The sequence below is a fragment of the Saccharopolyspora sp. NPDC003752 genome (assembly GCF_053605825.1).
On sequence record NZ_JBSGJZ010000009.1, the window covers coordinates 171,487 to 193,470 of the forward strand.

Below are 21,984 nucleotides of genomic sequence, written 5' to 3' on the forward strand. Positions count from 1 at the left end.
GGCCGGGGGTGAGATGATGACGGCATGAGCGCACCCCCGGAAGGATTGCCGGTCTACCGAGTTCTGACCGGTCCCGATGACGCGACGTTCTGCCGCCGGGTCAGCGAGGCGCTCGCGCTCGGCTACCGCTTGCACGAAGGCCCTGCCGTGACCTTCAACGGCGAGCGCGTGATCGTCGCCCAGGCACTGCTGTGGCCGGACGCCGGCAATGCACCTGCCGGCTAGCGCCGTCAGCGGCCCTGCCAGTTCGGGGGGCGCTTGGCGTTGAAGGCGGCGTGGAACTCCGCGTAGTCCGCCGTTTTCATCAGCAGGGCTTGGGTTACCGCTTCTAGTTCCAGGGCTCCGGAGAGGCTCATGTCGAGTTCCCGGGTGAGCAGCTCTTTGGTCTGGGCGTAGCCCTGGAACGGGCCGGTGGCCAGGCGCCGGGCTAGCGCGGCCACCGCTTCGTCCAGCTCGTCGTCCTCGACGAGTTCGCTCACCAGGCCGTAGCGTTCCGCCTTCTCCGCGTCGATCGTGTCGCCGAGCATCAGCAGCTGGGTGGCGCGGCCGAGACCGACCAGGCGGGGCAGCAGGTAGGCCGAGCCCATGTCGGCGCCGGAGAGGCCGACCTTGGTGAACAGGAACGCGAACTTCGCCGAGCGGGACGCGATGCGGAAGTCCGCCGCCAGGGCGATGACGGAGCCCGCGCCGGCCGCCATGCCGTGCAGCGCCACGATGATCGGGATCGGGCACTCCCGCATCGCCTTGATCACCGCGCCGGTCATCTTGGTGAACTCCAGCAGCCGGTCGGCGTCCATCTTCAGCGTTTCGCCGATGATCTCGTTGACGTCGCCGCCGGAGCAGAACGCCCGCCCTTCGCCGCGCAGCACGAGCGCTCGCGTGTCGCCGCGCTGCGGGAGCTCGGTCAGCAGGTCGCGCAGGTCCGCGTACGCCTCGAAGGTGAGCGCGTTGAGCTTGTCCGGCCGGTCGAAGGTGACGGTGGCGACGCCGTCGGCGTGCTCGAAGCCGAAGTGCTCCCACTCGGCGGTGATGGGAACCGATCCGCGGAACGGGCTCATGGGGGCGTCCTCCCTGGGCGTGCCGGATGCCCGGAGCGTATCACTGAAATTTGACTGCCGTCACCGATGCGACATGCTTGACGAGGAGTATGGCGAGATATTGACTGTCGTCACATCAAGTGAATACTTGGGGCGAATCGCGTCGCCCCTGTCGTCGTTGGAGGGAGCGCTGCCGATGCAGCCCTCGTCGCAGTTATCGGTGTCCGGCCACGTCGACACGTTCTGCCGGGACAACCTGCCGCCGCGCGAGCAGTGGCCGCAGTTCCGGTTCGACCTGCCCGGGCTGGCGTACCCGGAGCGCCTCAACTGCGCCGAAGTGCTGCTGGACGACGCGGTGGCGCAGTGGGGGCCGGACCGACCGTGCCTGGTCACGCCGACCGAGCGCTGGACCTACGGAGAACTCCAGCGCCGCGCCGACCAGGTGGCGCAAGTGCTCGCAGAGGATTTCGGCCTGCGGCCGGGCAACCGGGTGCTGCTGCGCGGCCCGAACAACCCGTGGCTGGTGGCGAGCTGGTTCGGCGTCATCAAGGCCGGTTGCGTCGCGGTGACCACGATGCCGCTGCTGCGCTCCGGAGAGCTCGGCCAGCTGATCGAACTCACCCGCCCCGCCCTGGCGCTCTGCGATCACCGCTTCGCCGCCGAGCTCCGCGACGCGACCCCCGGTGTCGTGATCGCGACGTACGGCATCGACGCGGAGGGAAGCCTGGACCGCCGCTGCGCGACGAAGACCGGCGAGTTCACCGCGGTGCCGACGGCCGCCGACGACGTCGCACTGCTCGCGCCGACCTCCGGCACGACCGGAAAACCCAAGGCCACCATGCACTTCCACCGCGACGTGCTGGCCAATGCGGACACCTTCGCAAAGCACGTGCTCAAGCCAGACGCCGACGACGTGTTCACCGGAACCCCGCCGCTGGGCTTCACCTTCGGGCTGGGCGGCCTGGTCGTGTTCCCGATGCGCGTCGGGGCGTCGTCGCTGTTGCTGGAGAAGGCCGGCCCCGACGACCTGGCCAAGGCGATCGCGGAGCACGGCGTCACGGTGCTGTTCACCGCGCCGACGGCCTACAAAGCACTGCTGTCGGCCGACCGGGGCGCGGACCTGGCGACGCTGCGGCGCTGCGTGTCGGCCGGGGAACACCTGCCCAAGGAGGTGTGGGAGGCGTTCCACGCCCGGACCGGCATCAAGATCATCAACGGCATCGGCGGAACCGAGCTGCTGCACATCTTCATCTCGGCCGCCGACGGCGACATCCGGCCGGGCGCCACCGGCAAGGCGGTGCCCGGGTTCGAGGCGGTGGTGCTCGACGACGACGGCGAACCCGTGCCCGATGGCTCGGTGGGGCGCCTCGCGGTGCGCGGGCCGACCGGCTGCCGCTACCTCAACGACGCCCGGCAGCAGCAGTACGTCCAGCATGGCTGGAACATCACCGGCGACGCCTACGTCCGCGACGGCGACGGGTACTTCTGGTACCAGGCGCGCAACGACGACATGATCATCTCCGCGGGCTACAACATCGCGGGCCCCGAAGTGGAGGAGGCGCTGCTGGCGCACCCCGACGTGGTCGAAGCCGGGGTGGTGGCGTCGCCGGACGAGCAGCGCGGCTCGATCGTCAAGGCCTACGTGGTGCTGCGCGACGGACTGGCGGGCGACGCGGACAAGGCCGCCGAGCTGCAGGACTTCGTCAAGCAGCGCATCGCGCCGTACAAGTACCCGAGGGAGATCGAATTCCTGGAAGCCCTGCCCCGCACCAGCAACGGCAAGCTCCAGCGCTTCGTCCTCCGCGAGCGCGCCCGGCCCTGACCGCCCGTCTCCGTACTAGTTCTGCGCGACCGCCGCCCGGACTCCGTCCTCCGCAATTTCCATTGAAATCGAACCTTCGATTTCAATGGAAATTGCGGAACCGGGTGGCACGGGCAGAACTAGGCGCCGAGGCGTTCGTCGAGGATCTGGCGCAGTGCGGAGAGGCCGTCGTGGACTTCGGTGAAGCTGGTGCTCAGCGGGGCGAGTCCGATGCGGATCCCGTCGGGCGCGCGGAAGTCCGGGATGACACCGCGGTCCCAGAGCTGCTCGGTGACCTCCCGGAAGTCGGCCCGCCGCAGGGTGATGTGGCTGCCGCGGCGCTCGGGTTCGCGCGGTGACGCGAGCTGGACGCCGCGGTCGAACAGCCACGCCTCCGCCAGTTCGAGGGCGTACTGGGTCAGCAGCGACGACTTCGTGCGAACCGCCTCGATCCCCGCTTCTTCGAGCATGTCCAGGCTGGCGAGCAGGGGGAGCATCGCCAGGATCGGGGGCGTGCCGCTGAGCATGCTGCGGATACCGTCGGCGGGGCGGTAACCCGGGCCCATCTCGAACGGTTCGCGGTGTCCCATCCAGCCCCAGATCGGCTGTTGCGCGGTGCCCTGGTGGCGGTTGTTGACGTAGCCGAAGGCGGGAGATCCGGGCCCGCCGTTGAGGTACTTGTAGGTGCAGCCGACGGCGAAGTCGGCGTCCCACGCGTCGAGCTCAACGGGCACCGAGCCGACCGAATGGCAGAGGTCCCACAGCACCAGTGCGCCCGCCCGGTGCGCGGTGCGGGTGATCGCTGCGGCGTCGGCCAGGTAGCCGGAGCGGTACGCGACGTGGCTGAACACCACCAACGCGGTGTCGGGGCCCACTGCCGCGGCGACCTGTTCGTCGGTGATGCCCGCCGCCGGATCGGTCTCGATCCACTTGAGGACCAGGTCGCGTTCGGCGGCGATGCCTTCCAGGACGTAGCGGTCGGTGGGGAAGTTGTCGGTGTCGAGGACGATTTCGCGGCGGCCGGGCCGGGCGGCGACCGCGGCGCGGGCGAGCTTGTAGAGCATGACGGTGGTGGAGTCGGCTACGACAACCTGCCCGGCCTCGGCACCGAGCGCGGCCCTGCCGAGGCGGTCGCCGACCGCGACCGGCCAGTCGAGCCACTCGTCGGTCCAGCCCCTGATCAGGCGCTGTCCCCACTGCTGGTGGATGAACCGGTCCATGCGCTCGGGGAGCGCGCGGGCGGGGCGCCCCAGGGAGTTGCCGTCGAGGTAGGCGACGACGTCCGCGCCGTCGGGGGTCAGGAACCGCTCCCGGAAGCCGCGCAGCGGATCGGCTTCGTCCAGCGCATGCGCCTTCTCCAGGAGGCCGGTGCGGTCGGGCATGGCGTTCTTCCTCTGCTGGTGGTCGAGTCAGGACGTGGGGGACGGGTCGAGGACCTCGACCACCGAACGCACCTCCCGGAAACTACCGGGCGGGGCCCAGGACCGGTCGCCGGGATACCCACCCGGCGTGGTCAGGACGGCTCCGGCGGCCCGGACCGGATCGTCGGTGGCCATGCGGCGCAACGCGCACCGGTCGAACCACCGGCCCCGCCAGGCGGAATCGGCGATCCCCCAGTCCTCCTCGTCGCCGGGCACCGCGGGCTACCGGGTGATCTCGGTGCGCACCGCGTACAGCTCGGGGAAGAAGGTCAGGTCCAGTGCGTCGCGGAGGAAGGGCACCCCGCTGGACCCGCCGGTGCCCCGCTTGAACCCGATCGTGCGCTCCACGGTCTTGAGGTGCCGGAAGCGCCAGAACTGGAAGTTCTCCTCCAGGTCCACGAGTTCCTCGCATGCCTCGTAGGCTTCCCAGTTCTCCTCGGCCGACTCGTAGATCTGCCGGAAGACGGGCACGAGCTCGGGTGCGTAGGTGTGCGCGCGGCTGACGTCGCGCTCCAGCAGCGGCGCGGGGATCGGGTACCCGCAGCGGGCGAGGTGCCGGAGGAACTCGTCGTAGATGCTGGGGCGCCCGAGCAGCCCGGACAGCAGCGCGTGGGCGCGCTCGTCGTGGCGGAACACCTCCAGCATCTCGGCGTTCTTGTTGCCGAGGACGAACTCCACTGCGCGGTACTGGTAGGACTGGAATCCCGATGACCTGCCGAGGAATCCGCGGAACTGCACGAACTCCGTCGGGGTCAGGGTCGCCAGCACCGACCACTGCTCGGTGAGGGTGCGCTGGATGTGCTTGACCCTGGCCAGCCCCTTGAGCGCGGGCTGCAACCGGTCGCCCGCCAGGTGCTCGCAGGCCGTCCGCAGTTCGTGCAGCACGAGCTTGAGCCACAGCTCCGCCGCCTGGTGCTGGATGATGAACAGCAGCTCGTCGTGGTGCTCGGGTTCGCTGACGGGCTGCTGGGCACCGAGCAGCTGGTCGAGGTTCAGGTACTGGCCGTAGGACATGGCGGTGCGGAAATCCCTGACCACCTCGTCCTCGATGGGACGGGTGTTCGTCGCATCGACCATCGGTTCTCCTCACGCCCCGCCCGAGCGGGCGGAGCCGACGCCGGTTCATGTCGCATCCTATACGAACGTCACGAACAGACAATAGACGTTCAATTGGCGGAGCGCGTTCCGTCCATTGTGGATGAATCACCGTAGCCCTGCCGCGGCCGGGCGAGCGTGATCAGCGCCGATGCGGAGACGAGCACGAAGCCCAGCACCACGGCGGCCATCGACATGGCGGTGGTGCTGCCCAGCACGCCGGGCAGGGGCGCGGCCGCGGCGGCGAGCACGAACTGGGTCCCGCCGAGCAGGCCGGAAGCGGCTCCGGGGGCATCGCCGCCGACCGCGAGGACGATGGTCGTCGAAGCGGGCAGCGCCACGCCGAACCCGGAGGTCAGGCCGAACAGGCAGGCCCAGGTGGCCGGGAACGTGCTGATGCCGACCGCCAGCAGCGCGACCAGCGTGATCGCGGCGGCGACCATGACGGCCACCCCGATGACGAGCAGGGAGTTGAGCCGCACGCGTCCGGCCAGCCGTCCGAACACCGCACCGGCCACTGTGGTGCCGACGGCGTTCGTGGCGAAGACGAGGCTGTAACCGGTGGGGGACAAGCCGTAGACGTTCTGGAAGACGAACGGCGAGCCGGTGATGTAGGCGAACAGGGCGGCCAGTCCGCAACCCATGACGAGGAGGTGGCCGACGAGCTCGCGCCGCCGGAGCAATCCGCCCATGGCGGTGAGCGCGGCGCGCAGTCCGCCGGTCCGGCGCCGCTCGGCGGGCAGCGACTCAGGAACCCACGCCCAGACGGTGGTCATCAGCACCAGTCCGGTCGCGGCCAGCGCCACGAACACCAGGCGCCACGAGCCGACGCCGAGGACGAGGCCGCCGGCGACCGGTGCCAGCACCGGCGCGGTCATCGCGATCACGCTCAGCGTCGAGAGCTTGCGGGCCGCGCTGGGGCCGGTGAACCGGTCACTGATGACGGCCCGCCCGATGACGAGCCCCGCACTGCCTGCGGCCCCTTGCAGCAGCCGGGCGACGTCGAACACGGCGATGGTCGGGGCGAACGCGCAGACCAGGGACAACGCGGTGAACAGGCCGGAACCGGCCAGGAGCAGGCGTCGCCGCCCGGTCGCGTCGCTGACCGGGCCGAGCACGACCTGGCCGACGGCGAGCCCGACGAGGCACGCCGTCAGGGAGAGCTGGACGGCCGTTCCCGAGGTCGCGAACGAGGTGACGATCTGGGGGAAGGCGGGCGCGTACATGTCGGTGGCGAACGGCGATACCGCCGAGAGTCCACCTAGGACGATGATGAGCCGCCCCGTTCCTGCGCGCTGGGAAGTGGCTTCGATGCTGGCGTTCATCGGTCTCCATCGGAGGATGTCTGCTTCGGGGACGGCTGGTGCGCCGCTACGCGTCACATCGTTGGAGCCGGGGCGGTGCAGTGGTGTGGAGCGAGGTGCCCGCGCATGTGGAGCGCGGTGCTTTCTCAGGAATGCGCCTGCCTGAACCGCGCGGGGGTGATGCCCCGGTCGCGCCGGAAGGCGTAGCCGAAGTTGGTGGGCGAGGAGTAGCCGACCTCGTGCCCGATCCGGGCCACGGGCCAGTCGGTCTCGACGAGCAAAGCGGCGGCCCGGTCGAGGCGGCGACGCCGGTGGTGCGCCAGCACCGATGTCCCGTACAGCGCGCGGAATCCGGTCGTCAGACGCCGGACCGACATCGACGACGCGCGGGCCAGATCGGCCAGCGTCGGCGGTGCGTGGCGTTGCTGCCAGAGCAGCTCCGGAACGCGGCGCAACGCGGCCACCTCGTGGTCGTCCAGGACGAGCTCCCGGGCGTCTGCGGACGGGGGTGCCGCGAGCCCGTCGATCAGTGCGGCCAGCGCCGCCACGACCCGCGATTCCAGGAACAGCAGGCGACCCGGTGACGAGCGCCGGTGCACGAAGATCTCCTCTAGCGGGCCGGCCACCGCGCGCAAAGCGGCGGACCGGCCCAGATACCGTTCGCGCGCAACTTCTTCGGGCCCCGTGGCCGGCAGGGCGTCCGCGCCGCCGAGGTAGGACTCCAGCCCGCTCCAGGTCCCGGTGATCGACACCGCTCGGTATCGCTCGCCGTCGCCGTGTGCGACGGAGCCCCCGGTGGCGCACCGAGGGCTCAACGCCACCGAGCCGGTGTGCAGCTCGCCGACGCCGGAGTCGGTTTCGCTGACGCGCATGCGCCCGTCGACGCAGTGCTCCAGCTCGAAGTGGTCACCGGGGAACGCGTACCCGACCTGGTGCCCGCCGGTGAACGCGACGTCGTAGCGGGTGATGTGGAACCCGCTCCGCAACGACGTCACCTCGATCGTGCCGTCACCGACCTCGGGGCGAAGCCGATGCCGGACGGTGCCATCGCGGCTCTCGTCGGACTGAGCGATCGACGAGTAGTACGCCGCGCAAGTCCGGTCCAAGGCGGTGGAACCGGCCGCGCCGGAGATCAGGTGAACCCGAGCCACGAACCCACAGGTTAGTCCGCCCTTACCTGGGGCCGGCTGTCAGCTGATGCCGTGCAGGCGTGCGTGCAGGTGCCGGACCTCGGCGGCCAGCTCCGGATCCGGCCCCGCCACCGGGACGTTCGGTGCGACCGCGTTGATCGGCAGCGCGGCGACCTGGCCCGCCCCGATGCCCCACTCGCCGTGCCATGCGGTCAGCTGCTCGGTGCTCGTCGCGTAGACGATGCGCCCGAGGCCGACCCATGCGTGGGCGGCGCTGCACATCGGGCAGTGCTCGCCGGAGGTGTAGACGGTGCTCTCGCGGCGCTCGGCGGGGGAGAGGTGCTCGGCTGCCCAGCGCGCGATCTCGAACTCCGGATGCCGGGTGGCGTCGCCGTCCTTGACCCGGTTCCGGTCCGCGAAGCGGACCGCGCCCCGGGAGTCGACGAGCACGGAACCGAACGGCTCGTCCCCGTCCTCCAGCGCCTCGCGCGCGAGTTCGACGCAGCGCCGAAGATGCGCGTGGTCGTCCGCCGTGATGGTCTGATTTCCCTCCGCTTCATGCATCGGTCCACTCTAGCACATTTTGGTATACCAATATTCCGGGGAATGTGGCCGCCAATAATGGGACGAGGTATTTGTTTCGCGCGGGTTTCGGGCCGTACCGAGATTAATCTCGCAGGCTGGGACGATTCATTCATCCCCTCTCGAATCGCAGTCGTTGGTATACCGTCCTGCTCGTTCGTGATCTAGAAGAGGCGGATGAGACGCGGGTCGTTCCGAAGGTGATCGTGAGTGCGGTGGCTGCGGCGGTCGTCGCCATGCGACAGGGTGAAACGGCAGGAGTTCGTGCCGCAACCCCGCCATATCCGGCCAGCTACGCGCACCAGGACTAACGGCCTGCGTGAAAGCGGTCCACGGCGTGCTGGAGAAGCTGAATCATCGCCGGCACGTGCGTGTGCTCGGCGGCGGCCCAGCGCGTCCGCGCCTCGTCGGTCTCCTGCTGGTTGAAGTAGGCGAACACCAGAGCGTCATCCGTGCGCTGAACGACGATCTCGGGGAGCAGTCCGATGGCGGATCCCGCCCCGAGAAGCACGTGGTCCGGGGTGCGCTGCCGCACCTGCCAGCCGAGCACGTGGTCGTCGGACGGGATCGGGCCGAGTCGCACGCCGAGTGCGCCGAACCCGTTCGTCATGGCATCCCGCATCGCCGCCGGGTGGTCTTCGAGGGTCGCGCGAGCCCACTGCTCGGCGGTCCGGTCGGCCACGCCGTCGAACTCGGCGATGACGGCGTTCTGGTAGTCGATCCGGGCCAGCGTGCACAGGGCGAGCGCTCCGGGTGGTACCTCGATCTCGCGCACTGCGGCCGAAGTCTGCGTCGTGGACTCAACCATGGCTGCTCCTCCACGGGAAGTCGGATCGTTGGTGGCCCTTCGCCGGATCCACCATCCATTCAGTACTGTATGGATGACGCTAGTGGTGCCGGGAAGGCAGCGTCAACCCGGCGTGAGGCGATGCTTCAATTGGCCGAGCACGCGAGACCGAACAGGAGCAGGTCAAATGGCGCCACCGACCCGCACCCCGCCGAGCGCGTGGATCGAAGCCGGCCTGAAGGCCCTCGCGAGCGGGGGGCCGGACGCGGTCCGGATCGAGCCGCTGGCGAAGGAGCTCGGCGCCACCAGGGGCAGCTTCTACTGGCACTTCAAGGACCGCGGCGCGCTCCTCGAAGCGATGCTGAACACCTGGGAACAACGCAGCATCGACGAGGTGATCGACCAGGTGGAGACCGAGTGCGGAGACGCGAGGGACAAGGTCCGCAGAGCGGGCATGCTCACGTTCTCCGGCGAACTGGTCCCGATCGACCTGGCGGTCCGGGACTGGGCCCGGTACGACCCGGCGGTCGCCGAACGCCTCCGCCGAGTCGACAACCGCCGCATGGACTACGCCCGCGAACAGTTCCGGAAGTTCTGCACCGACGAAGACGACGTCGAAGCCCGCAGCCTGATCGCCTTCTCCCTCGCAATAGCCAAGCACCTGCTGGCGGCAGACCACGGCCCCCGAAGCCGAGCAGAAGTCCTCCACCTGGCCTCCACCCGCCTGCTGGCCTGATCACCGTGTCGGGGAAGCCGTGATCCACTTCGGTGGCAAGTGGCTGCGGCGGCGCTGCGCGGGAGGGTTCTGAATGGAGTTCATCAACGTCGAGTGGAATCCAGGGCGGGGAGGGTTCTGGATCGATCTCAGCGCTGGGAATAGGACGGAAAACCAGCTTCGGGGGGCGTGAGTGCGTCGACAACGACGCGGTCGACGCTGGGGAATATGTCCGCTGGGCTGGAACGGTCGAGACTCTGGGCTCAGCCTCAGGCTGCGTCGTTCTGGTCCCACCAGGAGTCGGCTGTGTCGTCGGTCCACTCGGCGAGGCGCGTTCCGATGTGGCCGGGGAAGTCTTCGAGGGCGTCCAGGCGCCGGCTGATCTCCGCCTGGACGACGAGCGCTTCGCGGCGGTGCCGTTGTACGAGGTCCCAGCACTGCTGTTCGAGCGCGTGGTTCATGCAGAGCTCGGCGAGCTTGACGCGACGATCGAGTTCGTCCAGGGGGCAGGAAGTCAGTGACTCGGTGTGGGATTGCAGGATGAGCTGGGACATGGTCACACACCCCGATTCGTCGGCGGATGGCTGTTTCGGTCGCGCAATCCACTGTGACGCCCGACACCTGTGCCGCGTACGAGGTGAACTACTCATGGCACGCCCGCATTCGGCCTGAGTAGTGCGCCGGGCCGCGGACGCTCGACGGGTGGCGATAGGACCGGCCCCCGTGGGTGCTGCCGGATTTATCCTGGGCTCGGCCCATCTGCGGCCTGCGGTGGGCTGACCGCTGCGAGCCAGGTCGGATGCGGAGGTACCTGGTGGGGAACGCCGGGGTTTCGATCGCCCTGTTCACTCGGGACCTTCGGGTGCACGACAATCCCGTGCTGTCCGCGGCCGCCGCGGCGGCTCGGGTCGTTCCGCTGTTCGTGCTCGACGAGGCGATCATCGGCGGGTACCACCCGTGCCCGAACCGGGCGGCGTTCCTCGCCGAGAGCCTGGCCGACCTCGATGCGGGACTTCGCGAGCGCGGAGGCCGGCTCGTCGTCCGCCGCGGGTGCGTGGTGGCGGAGGTCAGCCGGGTCGCGGAGGAAGTCGGTGCCGACGAGGTGCATGTGGCCGCCGACGTCAGCGGCTACGCCCAGCGTCGCCTCCGGGAGCTGCACCGCGCATTATCGGCCGCGGGCCGCGACCTGGTGGTGCACGAGGCCGTGATCACCGCGGTTCCAGCGGGAGAGGTGACGCCCCAGGGCAAGGACCACTTCGCGGTGTTCACCCCCTACTACCGCCGCTGGTCGACGGCGCCGAAGCGCCGCCCGCTCGGATCACCCCAATGCCTGGCGATGCCCCGCCTGAGCGCGGGGCGGACTCCCTCGGCGGCACAGCTGTGCGCAGGTGAGACCTCGCCCGACCGGCCCGTCGGAGGGGAAAGCGCGGCGCGGCGCTTGTTCGACGAGTGGACCCGGTCGGTGCGCGACTACGCGGACGACCACGACGATCTGGCGGCGGACAACACGTCGCGGCTGTCGCCCTACCTGCACTTCGGCTGTCTGTCCCCAGTGGAACTGGTCGACCGGGTCGGCACCGGCGATCCCGGCGCCGAAGCGTTCGTGCGGCAGGTCGCCTGGCGCGATTTCCACCACCAGGTGCTGGCTGCTCGACCAGCGGCCTCGCAACACGACTACCGGTCTCGGGGAGACCGGTGGCGCCACGACGAGCACGCGCTGGAGGCGTGGAAGCAGGGCCGCACGGGCTACCCGATCGTCGACGCCGGCATGCGCCAGCTGGCCCGCGAAGGCTGGATGCACAACCGGGCCCGGTTGATCGCCGGGAGTTTCCTCGCCAAGACGCTGTACATCGATTGGCGCCGGGGTGCCCGGCACTTCCTCGACCTGCTGGTCGATGGCGACATCGCCAACAACCAGATGAACTGGCAATGGGTCGCGGGCACCGGCACCGACACCCGCCCCAACCGCGTCCTCAACCCGTTGGCGCAGGCGAAGCGCTACGACCCGAACGGCGACTACGTGCGCCGCTACGTGCCGGAGCTGCGCGGCATCGACGGCGGCGCCGTGCACCAGCCCTGGCGCCTCGACCCCGGCATCCGGCGGCGGTTGGACTACCCGGAGCCGATCGTCGACCTGGACGAGGGCGCCCAGCGCTTCCGAACCGCCCGCCGGGCATGAGGCGCGCCGGTCATCGCGGTGCGGTGTGCGCGGTGGAGCCGCGGATGACGAGTTCGCTGGGGAACTCCTTCTTCCTGGGGGACAACGAGCGGTCGTCGACCCGCTCCAGCAGGAGGCGCACGGCGGTTCTTGCCATTTCCGCGATCGGTTGCCGGACCGTGGTGATGTCGTAGGAATCCCACGACGTCAGCGCGATGTCGTCGTATCCGATCACCCACACGTCCTCGGGGACGCGCCGGTTCAGGGACACAGCTCCGTCGACCGCGCCGAGCGCGGTCAGGTCGTTGGCGCAGAAGACCGCCGTGGGCGGGTTCTCCTGGGCGAGCAGTTCGCGCATCGCCGACCTGGCGACGTCGTGGGCGAATCCGCCCTGGGCCGTGAGTTCTTCGGCCAGCGGCCGACCGAGCTCCGCCAGGCGGTCGCGGAATCCGCGCTCCCGGTGCCGGGCCGTGCTCGGCAGCTCGGGGCCCCGCAGGAAGCCGATCCGGGTGTGCCCGGTGGCGACCAGGTAGTCGGCGACCGCTCGGCCGCCGGCGATGTTGTCGGTGGTGACCTGGTCGCAGTCCAGCGAATCCAGCCCGCGGTGCAGCAGCACGATCGGCTCTCCCCGCCGGAGCGCGTCGGCGAGCTGCTCGGACCCTTCGGTGACGGTGGTGAAGATCAGGCCGTCGACGGTGCCTTCGTCCAGCGCTCGCAGGGCGCTTTCCCCGCCGGGGTCGGGTGCGTTCCACAGGACCATCCGCTGACCGGCCGCGTCCAGCGCTTGGCCGACCGCTTCCAGCAGCTGCGGGTAGAAGGGGTTGGTGATGTCGGCGACCACGACGCCGACGGTCGAGGTGCGCCGGGTGCGCATGGTCCGCGCCGCGGCGTGGGGCCGGTAGCCGGCTTGCTTCATCGCGGTCAGGACGCGTTCGCGGGTTTCCGGCGCGACCTTGTCGCTGCCCTGCAGGACCCGGGACACCGTCATCTGCGAAACGCCGGCCAACTGCGCTACGTCCCGGCTGGTGACCACCGAGCACCTCCAAGGGCTGGATCGAGGGAGTTCGAACTGCGGGTTTACGTAAACATGCTACCGGTCTACAGTGCGATGTGTACGTAAACATGCGAAGGGATCACGGCACCATGGCTTTCGCGCTCAAGGCCCCGGCCACCAGTTCGGCGGCGACCACCACCTCGTTGCCCGACGTGCAGGAGAAGGTCGAGGCGATCGTCGCCGACATCCGCGCCCGCGGTGACCAGGCGGTTCGCGAGTACTCGGCGAAGTTCGACAACTGGCAGCCCGAGTCGTTCCGGCTGTCGCCCGCGCAGATCGAGGAGATCGTTTCGCGGGTTCCGCAGCAGGTCATCGAGGACATCGAGTTCGTCCAGCGGCAGGTTCGGGCCTTCGCCGAGCGGCAGCTGGCGTCGATGCAGGAGTTCGAGGTGGAAACGCTGCCCGGCGTCCACCTGGGCCAGAAGCACATCCCGGTCGCCGCGGCCGGTGCGTACGTGCCGGGCGGTCGTTACCCGCTGCTGGCCTCGGCGCACATGACGATCCTGACGGCCAAGACCGCCGGGGTGCCGCGCGTGGTGGCCTGCACGCCGCCGATCCGCGGCGAAGTGCCGGACGCGACCGTGGCCGCCATGCACCTGGCCGGGGCGGACGAGATCTACCTGCTCGGCGGTGTGCAGGCGGTGGTGAGCATGGCGCTGGGCACCGAGACCATCGCGCCGGTGGACATGCTGGCCGGTCCCGGCAACGCCTTCGTCGCGGAGGCCAAGCGGCAGCTGTTCGGGGAGATCGGCATCGACCTGTTCGCCGGCCCCACCGAGGTCCTGATCGTGGCCGACGAGACCGCCGACCCCTTCGTGGTGGCGGTGGACCTGCTGAGCCAGGCCGAGCACGGCCCGGACTCGCCGGCGGTGCTGATCACCACCTCGGAAGCGCTGGGCCGCTCGGTCATCGAGCACATCGACGGCCTGCTGCCGGAGATGCCCACCCGCGACAACGCCGCGCCCGCCTGGCGCGATCACGGCGAGGTGCACGTCGTCGAAAACCTCGACGAGGCTTACGAACTCGCCGACACCTACGCCAGCGAGCACGTCCAGATCCTGACGGCGCAGCCCCGCGAGGCGCTGGCGAAGATGCGCAACTACGGTGCGCTGTTCCTGGGCGAGGGGACCTGCGTGTCCTACGGGGACAAGGTCATCGGCACCAACCACGTGCTGCCCACCCGCGGCGCCGCCCGCTACACCGGTGGGCTCTGGGTCGGCAAGTACCTCAAGACCGTGACCTACCAGGAAGTCACCGACCAGGCCTCCAGCGCGAAGCTCGGCGAGGTGTGCGGACGCGCGGCCCGCGTCGAGCTGTTCGAGGGCCACGCCCGGTCCGGCGATGTCCGGGCCGCCAAGTACGGCGGCGCGCAGCTGCCCTGGGCGCCCGACGCATTCGCCCTCTCCTGACCAGCCACACCGAAAGGCGCACCGCGCATGTCCTCCAACGCAACGACGCGTGCCGGGGTCCCGTCGGCGTCGAGAACGTTGACGTCCAGCACCATCGGCAGCGTCATCGAGTGGTACGACTTCACCATCTACGGCACCGCTGCCGCGCTGATCTTCAACCAGCTGTTCTTCAGCAACATCAGCCCGGCCGCGGGCACGCTGGCCGCGTTCGGGACCTTCGCGGCGGGCTTCATCGCCCGCCCGGTGGGCGGATTCGTGGCCGGCCACTACGGTGACCGGCTCGGCCGCAAGGCGACCCTGGTGATGACCCTGACGCTGATGGGCCTGGCCACCACGCTCATCGGTCTGCTGCCCACCTACCAGCAGATCGGCATCGCGGCCCCCGCGCTGCTGGTGCTGCTGCGGCTGGTCCAGGGCTTCGCGGTCGGCGGCGAGTGGGGCGGGGCGGTGCTGATGGCCGTCGAACACGCGCCGGACGGCAAGCGCGGCCGCTACGGCGCTTGGCCGCAGACCGGTGTGTCGGCCGGACTGCTGCTGGGCACCGGGGTGTTCAGCCTCGTCTCGCTGCTGCCGGAACCGCAGCTGATCAGCTGGGGGTGGCGGATCCCGTTCCTGGTGAGCATCGTGCTGGCCCTGGTCGGCCTGTACATCCGGTTCCGGATCACCGAGTCCGAATCCTTCGTAGCGGCCACCGAATCCGGCGGACCGTCGCGCCGGCCGCTGGTCGAGGTGCTGCGCACCCACCCGAAGCAGATTCTGATCGCGATCGGCGTCCGCTTCGCCGAAGGCGGGAACTACTACGTGTTCACCGTTTTCATCCTCACCTACATCACCCAGCAGCTCGACCTGCCGCGCCAGGCCGGGCTGACCGGGGTGATGCTCGCGGCCGCGTTGAACATCGCCGCGCTGCCGCTGTGGGGTGCGTTGTCGGATCGCGTCGGCCGCCGGCCGGTGTTCATCGGAGGTGCGCTGTTCATGGCCGCCTACGCGTGGCCGTTCTTCTGGCTGGTCGACACCAGGTCCCCGGCGCTCATCGCGCTCGCCCTGGCCATCGCGCTCGCGGTGCCGCACGGAGCGGTTTTCGCGCCCATCGCGGCGTTCTACACCGAACTGTTCGAACCGCGCGTGCGGTACAGCGGTGTGTCCATCGGCTACCAGATGGGCAGCGTGCTGCTGGGCGGCTTCACCCCGCTGCTGGCGACGTCGCTGATCCTGTGGTCCGACGGAGCTTCGTGGAGCGTGGCGGCGCTGGTCGCCGCCGGGGCGCTCATCGCGGCCGCCTCGATGTACGTCGCCCCGGAAACCTTCCGCCGCAGCCTCGCCGCGCCGCGGAACGCGCCGGAGCGGCGAGTCGGCGCGTGAACAGCCGTGCGTGCTTTGCGTCGCTATGGCAGCACAAAGTACGCACGGCTCCGGGCCTGCCGGAACGTTGTTCCAGGCCACCATGCGGCGGACAAAACCCCGAAACTCCAGGCGCCCCGGAACATTCTCGGGCGGTGAGGTGCCGGCTTGGCGGACCTGTTCACAGTTCGGGCAGCCGGCTGATGTCGAGATCCGTGCCGGCGATCTCGGTGCGCAGTTCGTTGAGCCGCTGGTACTGCTCGACCGCCGAAGTGCGTTCGGCGGCGGCGAGTTCCAGCACGAGGGCGTGCACGATGGTCAGCGGTGCGATGAGCTCGTTCGCCGCTCCCTCGGTGGAGTCGGGCAGCGGTAGCACGGTGTCGGCCTGTGTTTCCCCGGCCTCGTCGATGGCCTCGGTCAGCAGCACGCTGCGCGCGCCGATCCGGTGCGCCTGGTCGAGGACGATGCCGATCTCGCGGAACACCCGCAGCGGCGCGATGACGACCACCGCGTGCGCGGGTTGCAGCCTCAGGAGTTCGTCGGCGAGGCGGAAGCCGGTCGCGGTCCAGGAATCCGCCGGCCTGCCCGCGCGCCGCAGGCTCAGCGCCAGGTGGTCGGCGATGGCGGCGCTGGGGCCGATCCCGTAGGCCCAGATGTGCTCGGCGTCGTTGAGCGCTGCGACGGTGCGCGACCAGTCGGCGCTGTCGATGAGCGCGGGCACTTCGCCGAGAAGGGTGAGCCCGGCGTCGATCACGGGTTGCAACACGCCGTGCTCCGGGCGCAGCCGCTGCACCCGGTCGTCGAGGACCTGCGCGGGGTCGCGGCGGCGGGCTAGGTGGTCGACGAGGCTGCGCTTGAGGTCGTTGAGCCCGTCGAAGCCGAGCTTGCGCGCTGTGCGGATGACGGTCGCGTCGCTGGTGCCGGTGACTTCGCCGAGTTTGGCGGCCGAGGAGATCGCTGCCTCCTCGGGATGCCGTTGCAGGTAGTCGGCCACCGCTCGCTCGCCGCTTGCGAGCTTGCCCGCCCGGTTTCGGATGCGTTGGCCCAGCGACTCGCTACGTGAAGTGTTCACGTCGTCCATTGTGCCACCGCGAAGTGAATGCTACGTTTCTGGCCTGTTGGAGCCAATGCTCCCGACCTCCTGCGGAGACGGTGATGAAACCAGTTCAGCAGTCGAGCGTCGCCGTGATCGGGGTGGGCACGATGGGCAGCCAGCTGCTGCACCGGCTCGCCGCCGACGGTCTCGCGGTGACCGGCTTCGAGCAGTACGACATCGGCCACGAACGCGGCGCGGCCGGCGGTGAAACGCGCATCTTCCGCGTCGCCTACAAAGAAGGCGGTGACTACGTCCCGCTGCTGCGCGAAGCGCGCTCGGCGTGGCAGGAACTCAGCGCACGTACGGGTGTCCCGCTGCTCGAACCCTGCGGCGCGATGACCATCGGGTCGGCCGAGGACCCCGATGTGCGCACCGTCGTCGACGTGACCGAGCAGTGGGACCTCGACGTCGAACAGCTCGACCACCGCGAGGCCGTCCGCCGGTTCCCGCAACACCGGCTCTTCCCGGACGACGTCGTGCTGCTCGACCGCCAAGGCGGCCTGCTGCATCCGCAACGCGCGATCGCCGGAACGACCCTGCTCGCGGAGAAGGCCGGCGCGAGGCTGCACACCGGCACCACCGTCGAGGATGTCGTCGACGACGGCAACGGCGTCGCCGTGCACTTCCGCCGCGGCGAGGAGATCCAGGTCGAGAAGTTCGACCAGGCGGTCTTGTGCACCGGGCCGTGGATCACCCGGAGCGTGCCGATGCTCGCCCGCGACGTCGAGATCCGGCGCGCGGTGCTGTGCTGGTTCGAGACCGCGGAGAACTGGGGCCCGGAGTCCTTCCCGGTGGGAATACGGCGCAGCGGAGGGGAGAACACCTTCTCCTTCTTCCCGGACGTCGGCGGCGGGGTGAAGATCAACCTGCACGTGCCGAAGTCCACCGTGGACGATCCGGACCTGCTGGATCCGGTGGTGGCACCCGAGTACGTCACCAGGGTGTCCGAGGCGGTGTCGAGCTGCCTGCGCGGGCTGGCGCCGCGCCCCACCGCGGTGCGGACCTTCATGGAGGGCTACACCGCGGACAACCACGGCATCATCGGCCGCGACCCGCACCGGCCGAACGTGCTGGTGATGGGCGGCTTCTCCGGTCACGGCTTCAAGCTGGCACCGGTGTTCGCCAGAGCGGCCGCAGAGCTGCTCCGCACCGGCCGCACCGACGTGCCGATCGACCACTTGTCGCTGTCCCGCCTCCGCTAGAGGCGGGTCGAACGATCCACGTCGCGGTGGGGCAGCGGCGCCTCGGCCGCCGTCCCGGCCCGGGACGTCCACTCCGCTTGCTCACACAACCCTTGAGGAATGCCATGCTGCGCATCGGTATCGACGTCGGCGGCACGTTCACCGACGTGACCGCGCTGGACACGTCCACCGGCCGGTTCCACATCCACAAGCTGCCCTCCACCACCGACGACCAGTCGGTCGCGGTCGCCGACGGTGTCCGCGAGGTGCTGCGCCTGGCCGGCGCCGACGCCGCCGACGTCGGCTACCTGGGCCACGGCACCACCGTGGCCACCAACACCGTGCTGGAATCCAACGGCGCCCGCACCGCCTTGGTGACCACCGCGGGCTTGCGCGACATCATGGAGATCGGCCGCCAGCAGCGTCCCGACCTCTACGACATGAACGCCGACAAGGCGCCACCGCTGGTGCCGCGGTCCCAAGTGCACCCCGTGGTGGAGCGGATGTCGGCCGAGGGCAAGGTGCTCGAACCGCTCGACACCGACGACCTCGCGGCGGTGATCGACCGGGTGCGCGCCGACGAACCCGAGGCCGTCGCGGTGTGCTTCTTGCACAGCTACCGCAACGCGAACCACGAGCTGGAGGTCGCGGAACGGCTGCGCGCGGCGCTGCCCTCGGTCTACGTGTGCGCCTCCGCCGAGATCGCACCGGTCTTCCGCGAGTTCGAGCGGTTCTCGACCACTGTGGTCAACGCCTACGTCGGGCCGCGGATCAACCGCTACATGTCGCGGCTGGCCGAGCGGATCCGGGCCACCGGGGTGCCGGTCGAACCCAAGGTGATCGGCTCCAGCGGCGGGATGATGTCGTTGGCATCGGTCGGCCGCTACCCGGTCACGACGCTGCTGTCCGGGCCGTCGGCCGGCGTGGTCGCCGCGTCGCAGGTGGCCGGCCAGGCGGGCTTCGAGAACCTGATCACCTTCGACATGGGCGGGACCAGCACCGATGTCTGCCTGGTGCGCGACGGCCGCGCGCTGGTGTCCGCGCAGCGGCGCATCAACGACCGCCCGGTGCGCACCCCGTCGCTGGACATCCACACCGTCGGTGCCGGTGGCGGCAGCATCGCCCGGGTCGACACCGGTGGGGCGCTGGAAGTCGGCCCCAGCAGCGCCGGATCCCAGCCTGGACCCGCCGCTTACGGACGCGGCGGGGTCGAGCCCACCGTCACCGACGCCAACGTGCTGCGTGGACGGTTGAACCCGGAGCACATCCTCGGCGGCGCCCTCGCCGTCGACCACCCGGCGGCGGCGCGGGCGGTGGACGGCATCGCCGCCGCGATGGGCGCCGACCGGGCGGTGGCCGCACGCGGCATCGGCCGGATCGCGGCGGTCAACATGGCCGGTGCGGTGCGCAAGGTCTCGGTGGAGGCCGGCGAGGACCCGCGCGGCTACGTGCTGGTCGCCTTCGGCGGCGCAGGGCCGCTGCACGCCGTCGAGGTCGCGCGCGAGGTCGGCATGAGCACCGTGCTCGTGCCGCCGAACCCGGGAACGCTGTGCGCGCTCGGCCTGCTCGTCACCGACATCCGCACCGAGTTCGCCAAGGCGGTGCTGGCCGACGCGGCCGACAGCGACCTCGACAAGCTCAACGAAGCGCTGCACGAGGTGCACGGCGCGGCCCAGGAGTGGCTGGCCGCCGAAGCACCCTCCGATGTGGACACGGCCATCACCGGCGTGGCCAGGATGCGCTACGCCCGGCAGAACTTCGAGCTCTCCGTGCCACTTCCGCAGCAGGTGATCGACGCGGCGCGGTTCGACGCCGCCGCGCTCGCCGCGCTCTCCACCGCCTTCCACGACCAGCACACCAAGAGCTACGGCTTCGCCCACCGCGACGCCCGGGTGCAGATCGTGGAGGTGCAGCTGACCCCGGCGGCGGTGGTGGACAAACCCGAACTGCCCGCTATCGAAGCAGGAACCGACCCCGCCGACGCGTTGCTGGGGCATCGACCGGTGGACTTCGACGAGACCGGCGTGGTCGACACCCCCGTCTACGACCGGTCGGGCCTGCGCGCGGGCACCGTGCTGCCCGGCCCCGCCATCGTCGAACAGCTCGACACCACCACGGTCATCACCCCGTCGGCCGCCGCGCACGTCGACCGCTACGGCAACCTCGTCATCGAACTGGAGCAGCGATGAACACTCCCGACCCGATCACCGTGCAGGTCATCGGCGCGTCCCTGGTGACCATCGCGGAGGAGATGGGCGCGGTGCTGCGCCGGGCCAGCTACTCGACCAACATCAAGGAACGGTCGGACTGCTCCACCGCGCTGTTCGACGAGCGCGGCAAACTGGTCGCCCAGGCCGAGAACATGCCGATCCACATGGGATCGATGACCGGCCTGATCGACTCGCTGGAAGCCTCCGCGCTGACCGTGCGGCCCGGCGACGTGTTCATCACCAACGACCCGTACCACGGCGGCGGCACCCACCTGCCGGACATCACGATGGTCAAGCCGGTCTTCGACGGCGGTGAGCTCATCGGCTACAGCGCCAACATCGCGCACCACTCCGACATCGGCGGCCGGGTGCCGGGCAGCAACGCCGGCGACTCGAACTCCCTGTTCCAGGAAGGATTGCGGATCCCACTGGTCAGGTTCGCGACCGCGGCCGGGGTCGAGCAGGCACCGCTGGCATTCGTCGAGCTCAACTCGCGACTGCCCCAGGAGCGGCGCGGCGACATGCTCGCCCAGCTCGCCTCCGTGGAGATCGGGGAGCGGCGGCTGCGCGAGGTGCACCGGCGCCACGGCCGCGAGACCGTCCGCGCCGCTACCGCACACCTGCTGGAGCACTCCCGGAAACGGCTGTCGGCGGCGCTGCGCGCGGTCCCCGACGGCACCTACCGGTTCCGCGATCGCATGGACCCCAGCGACGGCCCCGCCACCGAGATCGTGGTGGCCGTCACCATCGCCGGCGACCGGGTGGCGCTGGACTTCGCCGGCACCGGCCCGCAGAGCCCGGTCGGCATCAACGTGGTGCGCCCGGCGCTGGAAGCCACCGTCTACTACGCCTTGAAAGCAGTGCTGGACCCGGGGATCCCGCCCAATGGCGGGTTCTTCGACGCCGTCGAGATCAGCGCGCCGCACGGCAGCATCGTCAACCCGGTCGAGCCCGCGCCGGTCACCGCTCGAACCGACACCTGCCAGCGGGTCGCCGACGTCGTGCTGGGTGCCTTGGCCGATGCGGTACCGGAACGGGTACCCGCGGCCAGCCACAGCACCGTCACGTACGTGACGTTCTCCGGGGAGCACGACGGGGAGTTCTTCGTCTACCCGGAGGTGGTGGCCGGCGGCGGCGGAGCCCGGACCGGCAAGGACGGCATGGACGCCATCCAGGTGCACATCACCAATTCCTCGAACCTGCCCATCGAGGCGCTGGAGCAGGAGTACCCGCTGCTGGTCGACACCTACGAGCTGATCCCCGACTCCGGCGGCGCGGGCACCCACCGCGGCGGTCTCGGCGTGCGCCGGGACGTGCGAATCCGCTGCGACCACGCGGAATTCTCCGCGCACGCCGACCGGCAGGCGTCCCGTCCGTGGGGCTTGCGCGGCGGTCAGGACGGCAGCCCCGGACGGTTCGTCATCAACCCCGGCCGCGCCGATGAACGCCGGCTGCCGGGCGGCCGGATCTCCGGTGTGCAGCTGCGCGAAGGCGACGTGCTCCGGGTGGAAAGCCCGGGCAGCGGCGGCTTCGGCGACCCCGCGCAGCGCTCGGCCGCGCAGGTGCGCGAGGACCTGCGCAACGGCCGCATCACCGAACGAGCAGCGCGCGAACACTACGGACCCACCTCGGCCGACTGACTCCCGGCACCGATTGGAGTGCA

General features: G+C 70.1%; 20 protein-coding genes. 9 read left to right on the forward strand and 11 right to left on the reverse strand.

The features are described from left to right. Positions 1–24 precede the first annotated feature (24 nt). Positions 25–225: a DUF1737 domain-containing protein gene (locus ACWEV3_RS14675; RefSeq protein ID WP_452614337.1), complete on the forward strand. Its 201-nt coding sequence runs from the start codon at positions 25–27 to the stop codon at positions 223–225. Positions 226–230: 5 nt separating this feature from the next. On the opposite strand, the gene ACWEV3_RS14680 is transcribed toward ACWEV3_RS14675, so the two are convergent. Further along, positions 231–1,058 carry an enoyl-CoA hydratase family protein gene (locus ACWEV3_RS14680; protein ID WP_358574797.1) on the reverse strand — a complete coding sequence of 276 codons (828 nt, stop codon included), beginning with the start codon at positions 1,056–1,058 and terminating at the stop codon, positions 231–233. A 175-nt stretch (positions 1,059–1,233) separates the two neighbouring features. Here ACWEV3_RS14680 and ACWEV3_RS14685 point away from each other — a divergent pair, with 175 nt between their 5' ends. Next, positions 1,234–2,859: an AMP-binding protein gene (locus ACWEV3_RS14685; RefSeq protein WP_452614338.1), complete on the forward strand. Its 1,626-nt coding sequence runs from the start codon at positions 1,234–1,236 to the stop codon at positions 2,857–2,859. Positions 2,860–2,978: 119 nt separating this feature from the next. On the opposite strand, the gene kynU is transcribed toward ACWEV3_RS14685, so the two are convergent. From kynU to ACWEV3_RS14720, 7 genes are all read right to left on the reverse strand, one after another. Then, positions 2,979–4,220 carry a kynureninase gene (gene kynU, locus ACWEV3_RS14690; RefSeq protein WP_452614339.1) on the reverse strand — a complete coding sequence of 414 codons (1,242 nt, stop codon included), beginning with the start codon at positions 4,218–4,220 and terminating at the stop codon, positions 2,979–2,981. Between the two features lie 27 nt (positions 4,221–4,247). Then, the gene (locus tag ACWEV3_RS14695; RefSeq protein ID WP_452614340.1) at positions 4,248–4,475 is read right to left on the reverse strand and encodes a hypothetical protein; all 228 of its coding nucleotides are present in this window, start codon (positions 4,473–4,475) and stop codon (positions 4,248–4,250) included. A 6-nt stretch (positions 4,476–4,481) separates the two neighbouring features. Next, positions 4,482–5,336 (reverse strand): tryptophan 2,3-dioxygenase, encoded by an 855-nt coding sequence (gene kynA, locus ACWEV3_RS14700; protein WP_452614341.1) that lies wholly within the window; start codon positions 5,334–5,336, stop codon positions 4,482–4,484. A gap of 89 nt (positions 5,337–5,425) precedes the next feature. Then, positions 5,426–6,679 (reverse strand): multidrug effflux MFS transporter, encoded by a 1,254-nt coding sequence (locus tag ACWEV3_RS14705; protein WP_452614342.1) that lies wholly within the window; start codon positions 6,677–6,679, stop codon positions 5,426–5,428. A 125-nt stretch (positions 6,680–6,804) separates the two neighbouring features. Continuing rightward, positions 6,805–7,809 carry a helix-turn-helix transcriptional regulator gene (locus ACWEV3_RS14710; protein WP_452614343.1) on the reverse strand — a complete coding sequence of 335 codons (1,005 nt, stop codon included), beginning with the start codon at positions 7,807–7,809 and terminating at the stop codon, positions 6,805–6,807. Positions 7,810–7,848: 39 nt separating this feature from the next. Next, positions 7,849–8,352 (reverse strand): nucleoside deaminase, encoded by a 504-nt coding sequence (locus ACWEV3_RS14715; RefSeq protein ID WP_452614344.1) that lies wholly within the window; start codon positions 8,350–8,352, stop codon positions 7,849–7,851. A 325-nt stretch (positions 8,353–8,677) separates the two neighbouring features. Then, positions 8,678–9,178, reverse strand: coding sequence for a hypothetical protein (locus ACWEV3_RS14720; protein WP_452614345.1), 501 nt, complete (start codon positions 9,176–9,178; stop codon positions 8,678–8,680). A 166-nt stretch (positions 9,179–9,344) separates the two neighbouring features. On the opposite strand from ACWEV3_RS14720, the gene ACWEV3_RS14725 reads away from it, so the two are divergent. Continuing rightward, on the forward strand, positions 9,345–9,893 hold the full coding sequence (locus tag ACWEV3_RS14725; RefSeq protein WP_452614346.1) for a TetR/AcrR family transcriptional regulator: 549 nt from the start codon (positions 9,345–9,347) through the stop codon (positions 9,891–9,893). 248 nt (positions 9,894–10,141) lie between these two features. Here the strand turns inward: ACWEV3_RS14725 and ACWEV3_RS14730 are convergent, their stop codons facing one another. Next, complete coding sequence (locus ACWEV3_RS14730) at positions 10,142–10,426, reverse strand: hypothetical protein (protein ID WP_452614347.1); 285 nt, start codon at positions 10,424–10,426, stop codon at positions 10,142–10,144. A 245-nt stretch (positions 10,427–10,671) separates the two neighbouring features. On the opposite strand from ACWEV3_RS14730, the gene ACWEV3_RS14735 reads away from it, so the two are divergent. Continuing rightward, positions 10,672–12,051 (forward strand): cryptochrome/photolyase family protein, encoded by a 1,380-nt coding sequence (locus tag ACWEV3_RS14735; RefSeq protein WP_452614348.1) that lies wholly within the window; start codon positions 10,672–10,674, stop codon positions 12,049–12,051. A 10-nt stretch (positions 12,052–12,061) separates the two neighbouring features. Here the strand turns inward: ACWEV3_RS14735 and ACWEV3_RS14740 are convergent, their stop codons facing one another. After that, positions 12,062–13,063: a LacI family DNA-binding transcriptional regulator gene (locus tag ACWEV3_RS14740; protein WP_452614349.1), complete on the reverse strand. Its 1,002-nt coding sequence runs from the start codon at positions 13,061–13,063 to the stop codon at positions 12,062–12,064. Between the two features lie 110 nt (positions 13,064–13,173). Here ACWEV3_RS14740 and hisD point away from each other — a divergent pair, with 110 nt between their 5' ends. Both hisD and ACWEV3_RS14750 read left to right on the forward strand, forming a co-directional pair. Continuing rightward, positions 13,174–14,493 (forward strand): histidinol dehydrogenase, encoded by a 1,320-nt coding sequence (gene hisD, locus ACWEV3_RS14745; RefSeq protein ID WP_452614350.1) that lies wholly within the window; start codon positions 13,174–13,176, stop codon positions 14,491–14,493. 27 nt (positions 14,494–14,520) lie between these two features. Then, the gene (locus tag ACWEV3_RS14750; protein ID WP_452614351.1) at positions 14,521–15,855 is read left to right on the forward strand and encodes an MFS transporter; all 1,335 of its coding nucleotides are present in this window, start codon (positions 14,521–14,523) and stop codon (positions 15,853–15,855) included. A 160-nt stretch (positions 15,856–16,015) separates the two neighbouring features. Here the strand turns inward: ACWEV3_RS14750 and ACWEV3_RS14755 are convergent, their stop codons facing one another. Further along, positions 16,016–16,906, reverse strand: coding sequence for a MurR/RpiR family transcriptional regulator (locus ACWEV3_RS14755; RefSeq protein ID WP_452614352.1), 891 nt, complete (start codon positions 16,904–16,906; stop codon positions 16,016–16,018). Between the two features lie 83 nt (positions 16,907–16,989). On the opposite strand from ACWEV3_RS14755, the gene solA reads away from it, so the two are divergent. The 3 genes from solA (at position 16,990) to ACWEV3_RS14770 (ending at position 21,961) form a co-directional block, all read left to right on the forward strand. Then, positions 16,990–18,132 (forward strand): N-methyl-L-tryptophan oxidase, encoded by a 1,143-nt coding sequence (solA, locus tag ACWEV3_RS14760; protein WP_452614353.1) that lies wholly within the window; start codon positions 16,990–16,992, stop codon positions 18,130–18,132. A 104-nt stretch (positions 18,133–18,236) separates the two neighbouring features. Beyond that, the gene (locus tag ACWEV3_RS14765; protein ID WP_452614354.1) at positions 18,237–20,300 is read left to right on the forward strand and encodes a hydantoinase/oxoprolinase family protein; all 2,064 of its coding nucleotides are present in this window, start codon (positions 18,237–18,239) and stop codon (positions 20,298–20,300) included. Beyond that, on the forward strand, positions 20,297–21,961 hold the full coding sequence (locus tag ACWEV3_RS14770; RefSeq protein ID WP_452614355.1) for a hydantoinase B/oxoprolinase family protein: 1,665 nt from the start codon (positions 20,297–20,299) through the stop codon (positions 21,959–21,961). Before ACWEV3_RS14765 ends, ACWEV3_RS14770 begins: the two co-directional genes overlap by 4 nt. Positions 21,962–21,984 lie beyond the last annotated feature (23 nt).

Bases quoted from the DNA above. Each gene is read 5' to 3' on its own strand.
- ACWEV3_RS14730 (WP_452614347.1), bottom strand. From the start codon at position 10,426: ATGTCCCAGCTCATCCTGCAATCCCACACCGAGTCACTGACTTCCTGC.
- ACWEV3_RS14750 (WP_452614351.1), top strand. From the start codon at position 14,521: ATGTCCTCCAACGCAACGACGCGTGCCGGGGTCCCGTCGGCGTCGAGA.
- ACWEV3_RS14680 (WP_358574797.1), bottom strand. From the start codon at position 1,058: ATGAGCCCGTTCCGCGGATCGGTTCCCATCACCGCCGAGTGGGAGCAC.
- ACWEV3_RS14675 (WP_452614337.1), top strand. From the start codon at position 25: ATGAGCGCACCCCCGGAAGGATTGCCGGTCTACCGAGTTCTGACCGGT.
- kynU (WP_452614339.1), bottom strand. From the start codon at position 4,220: ATGCCCGACCGCACCGGCCTCCTGGAGAAGGCGCATGCGCTGGACGAA.
- ACWEV3_RS14765 (WP_452614354.1), top strand. From the start codon at position 18,237: ATGCTGCGCATCGGTATCGACGTCGGCGGCACGTTCACCGACGTGACC.
- ACWEV3_RS14770 (WP_452614355.1), top strand. From the start codon at position 20,297: ATGAACACTCCCGACCCGATCACCGTGCAGGTCATCGGCGCGTCCCTG.
- kynA (WP_452614341.1), bottom strand. From the start codon at position 5,336: ATGGTCGATGCGACGAACACCCGTCCCATCGAGGACGAGGTGGTCAGG.
- ACWEV3_RS14735 (WP_452614348.1), top strand. From the start codon at position 10,672: ATGCGGAGGTACCTGGTGGGGAACGCCGGGGTTTCGATCGCCCTGTTC.
- solA (WP_452614353.1), top strand. From the start codon at position 16,990: ATGAAACCAGTTCAGCAGTCGAGCGTCGCCGTGATCGGGGTGGGCACG.
- ACWEV3_RS14705 (WP_452614342.1), bottom strand. From the start codon at position 6,679: ATGAACGCCAGCATCGAAGCCACTTCCCAGCGCGCAGGAACGGGGCGG.
- ACWEV3_RS14685 (WP_452614338.1), top strand. From the start codon at position 1,234: ATGCAGCCCTCGTCGCAGTTATCGGTGTCCGGCCACGTCGACACGTTC.
- ACWEV3_RS14725 (WP_452614346.1), top strand. From the start codon at position 9,345: ATGGCGCCACCGACCCGCACCCCGCCGAGCGCGTGGATCGAAGCCGGC.
- hisD (WP_452614350.1), top strand. From the start codon at position 13,174: ATGGCTTTCGCGCTCAAGGCCCCGGCCACCAGTTCGGCGGCGACCACC.
- ACWEV3_RS14715 (WP_452614344.1), bottom strand. From the start codon at position 8,352: ATGCATGAAGCGGAGGGAAATCAGACCATCACGGCGGACGACCACGCG.
- ACWEV3_RS14720 (WP_452614345.1), bottom strand. From the start codon at position 9,178: ATGGTTGAGTCCACGACGCAGACTTCGGCCGCAGTGCGCGAGATCGAG.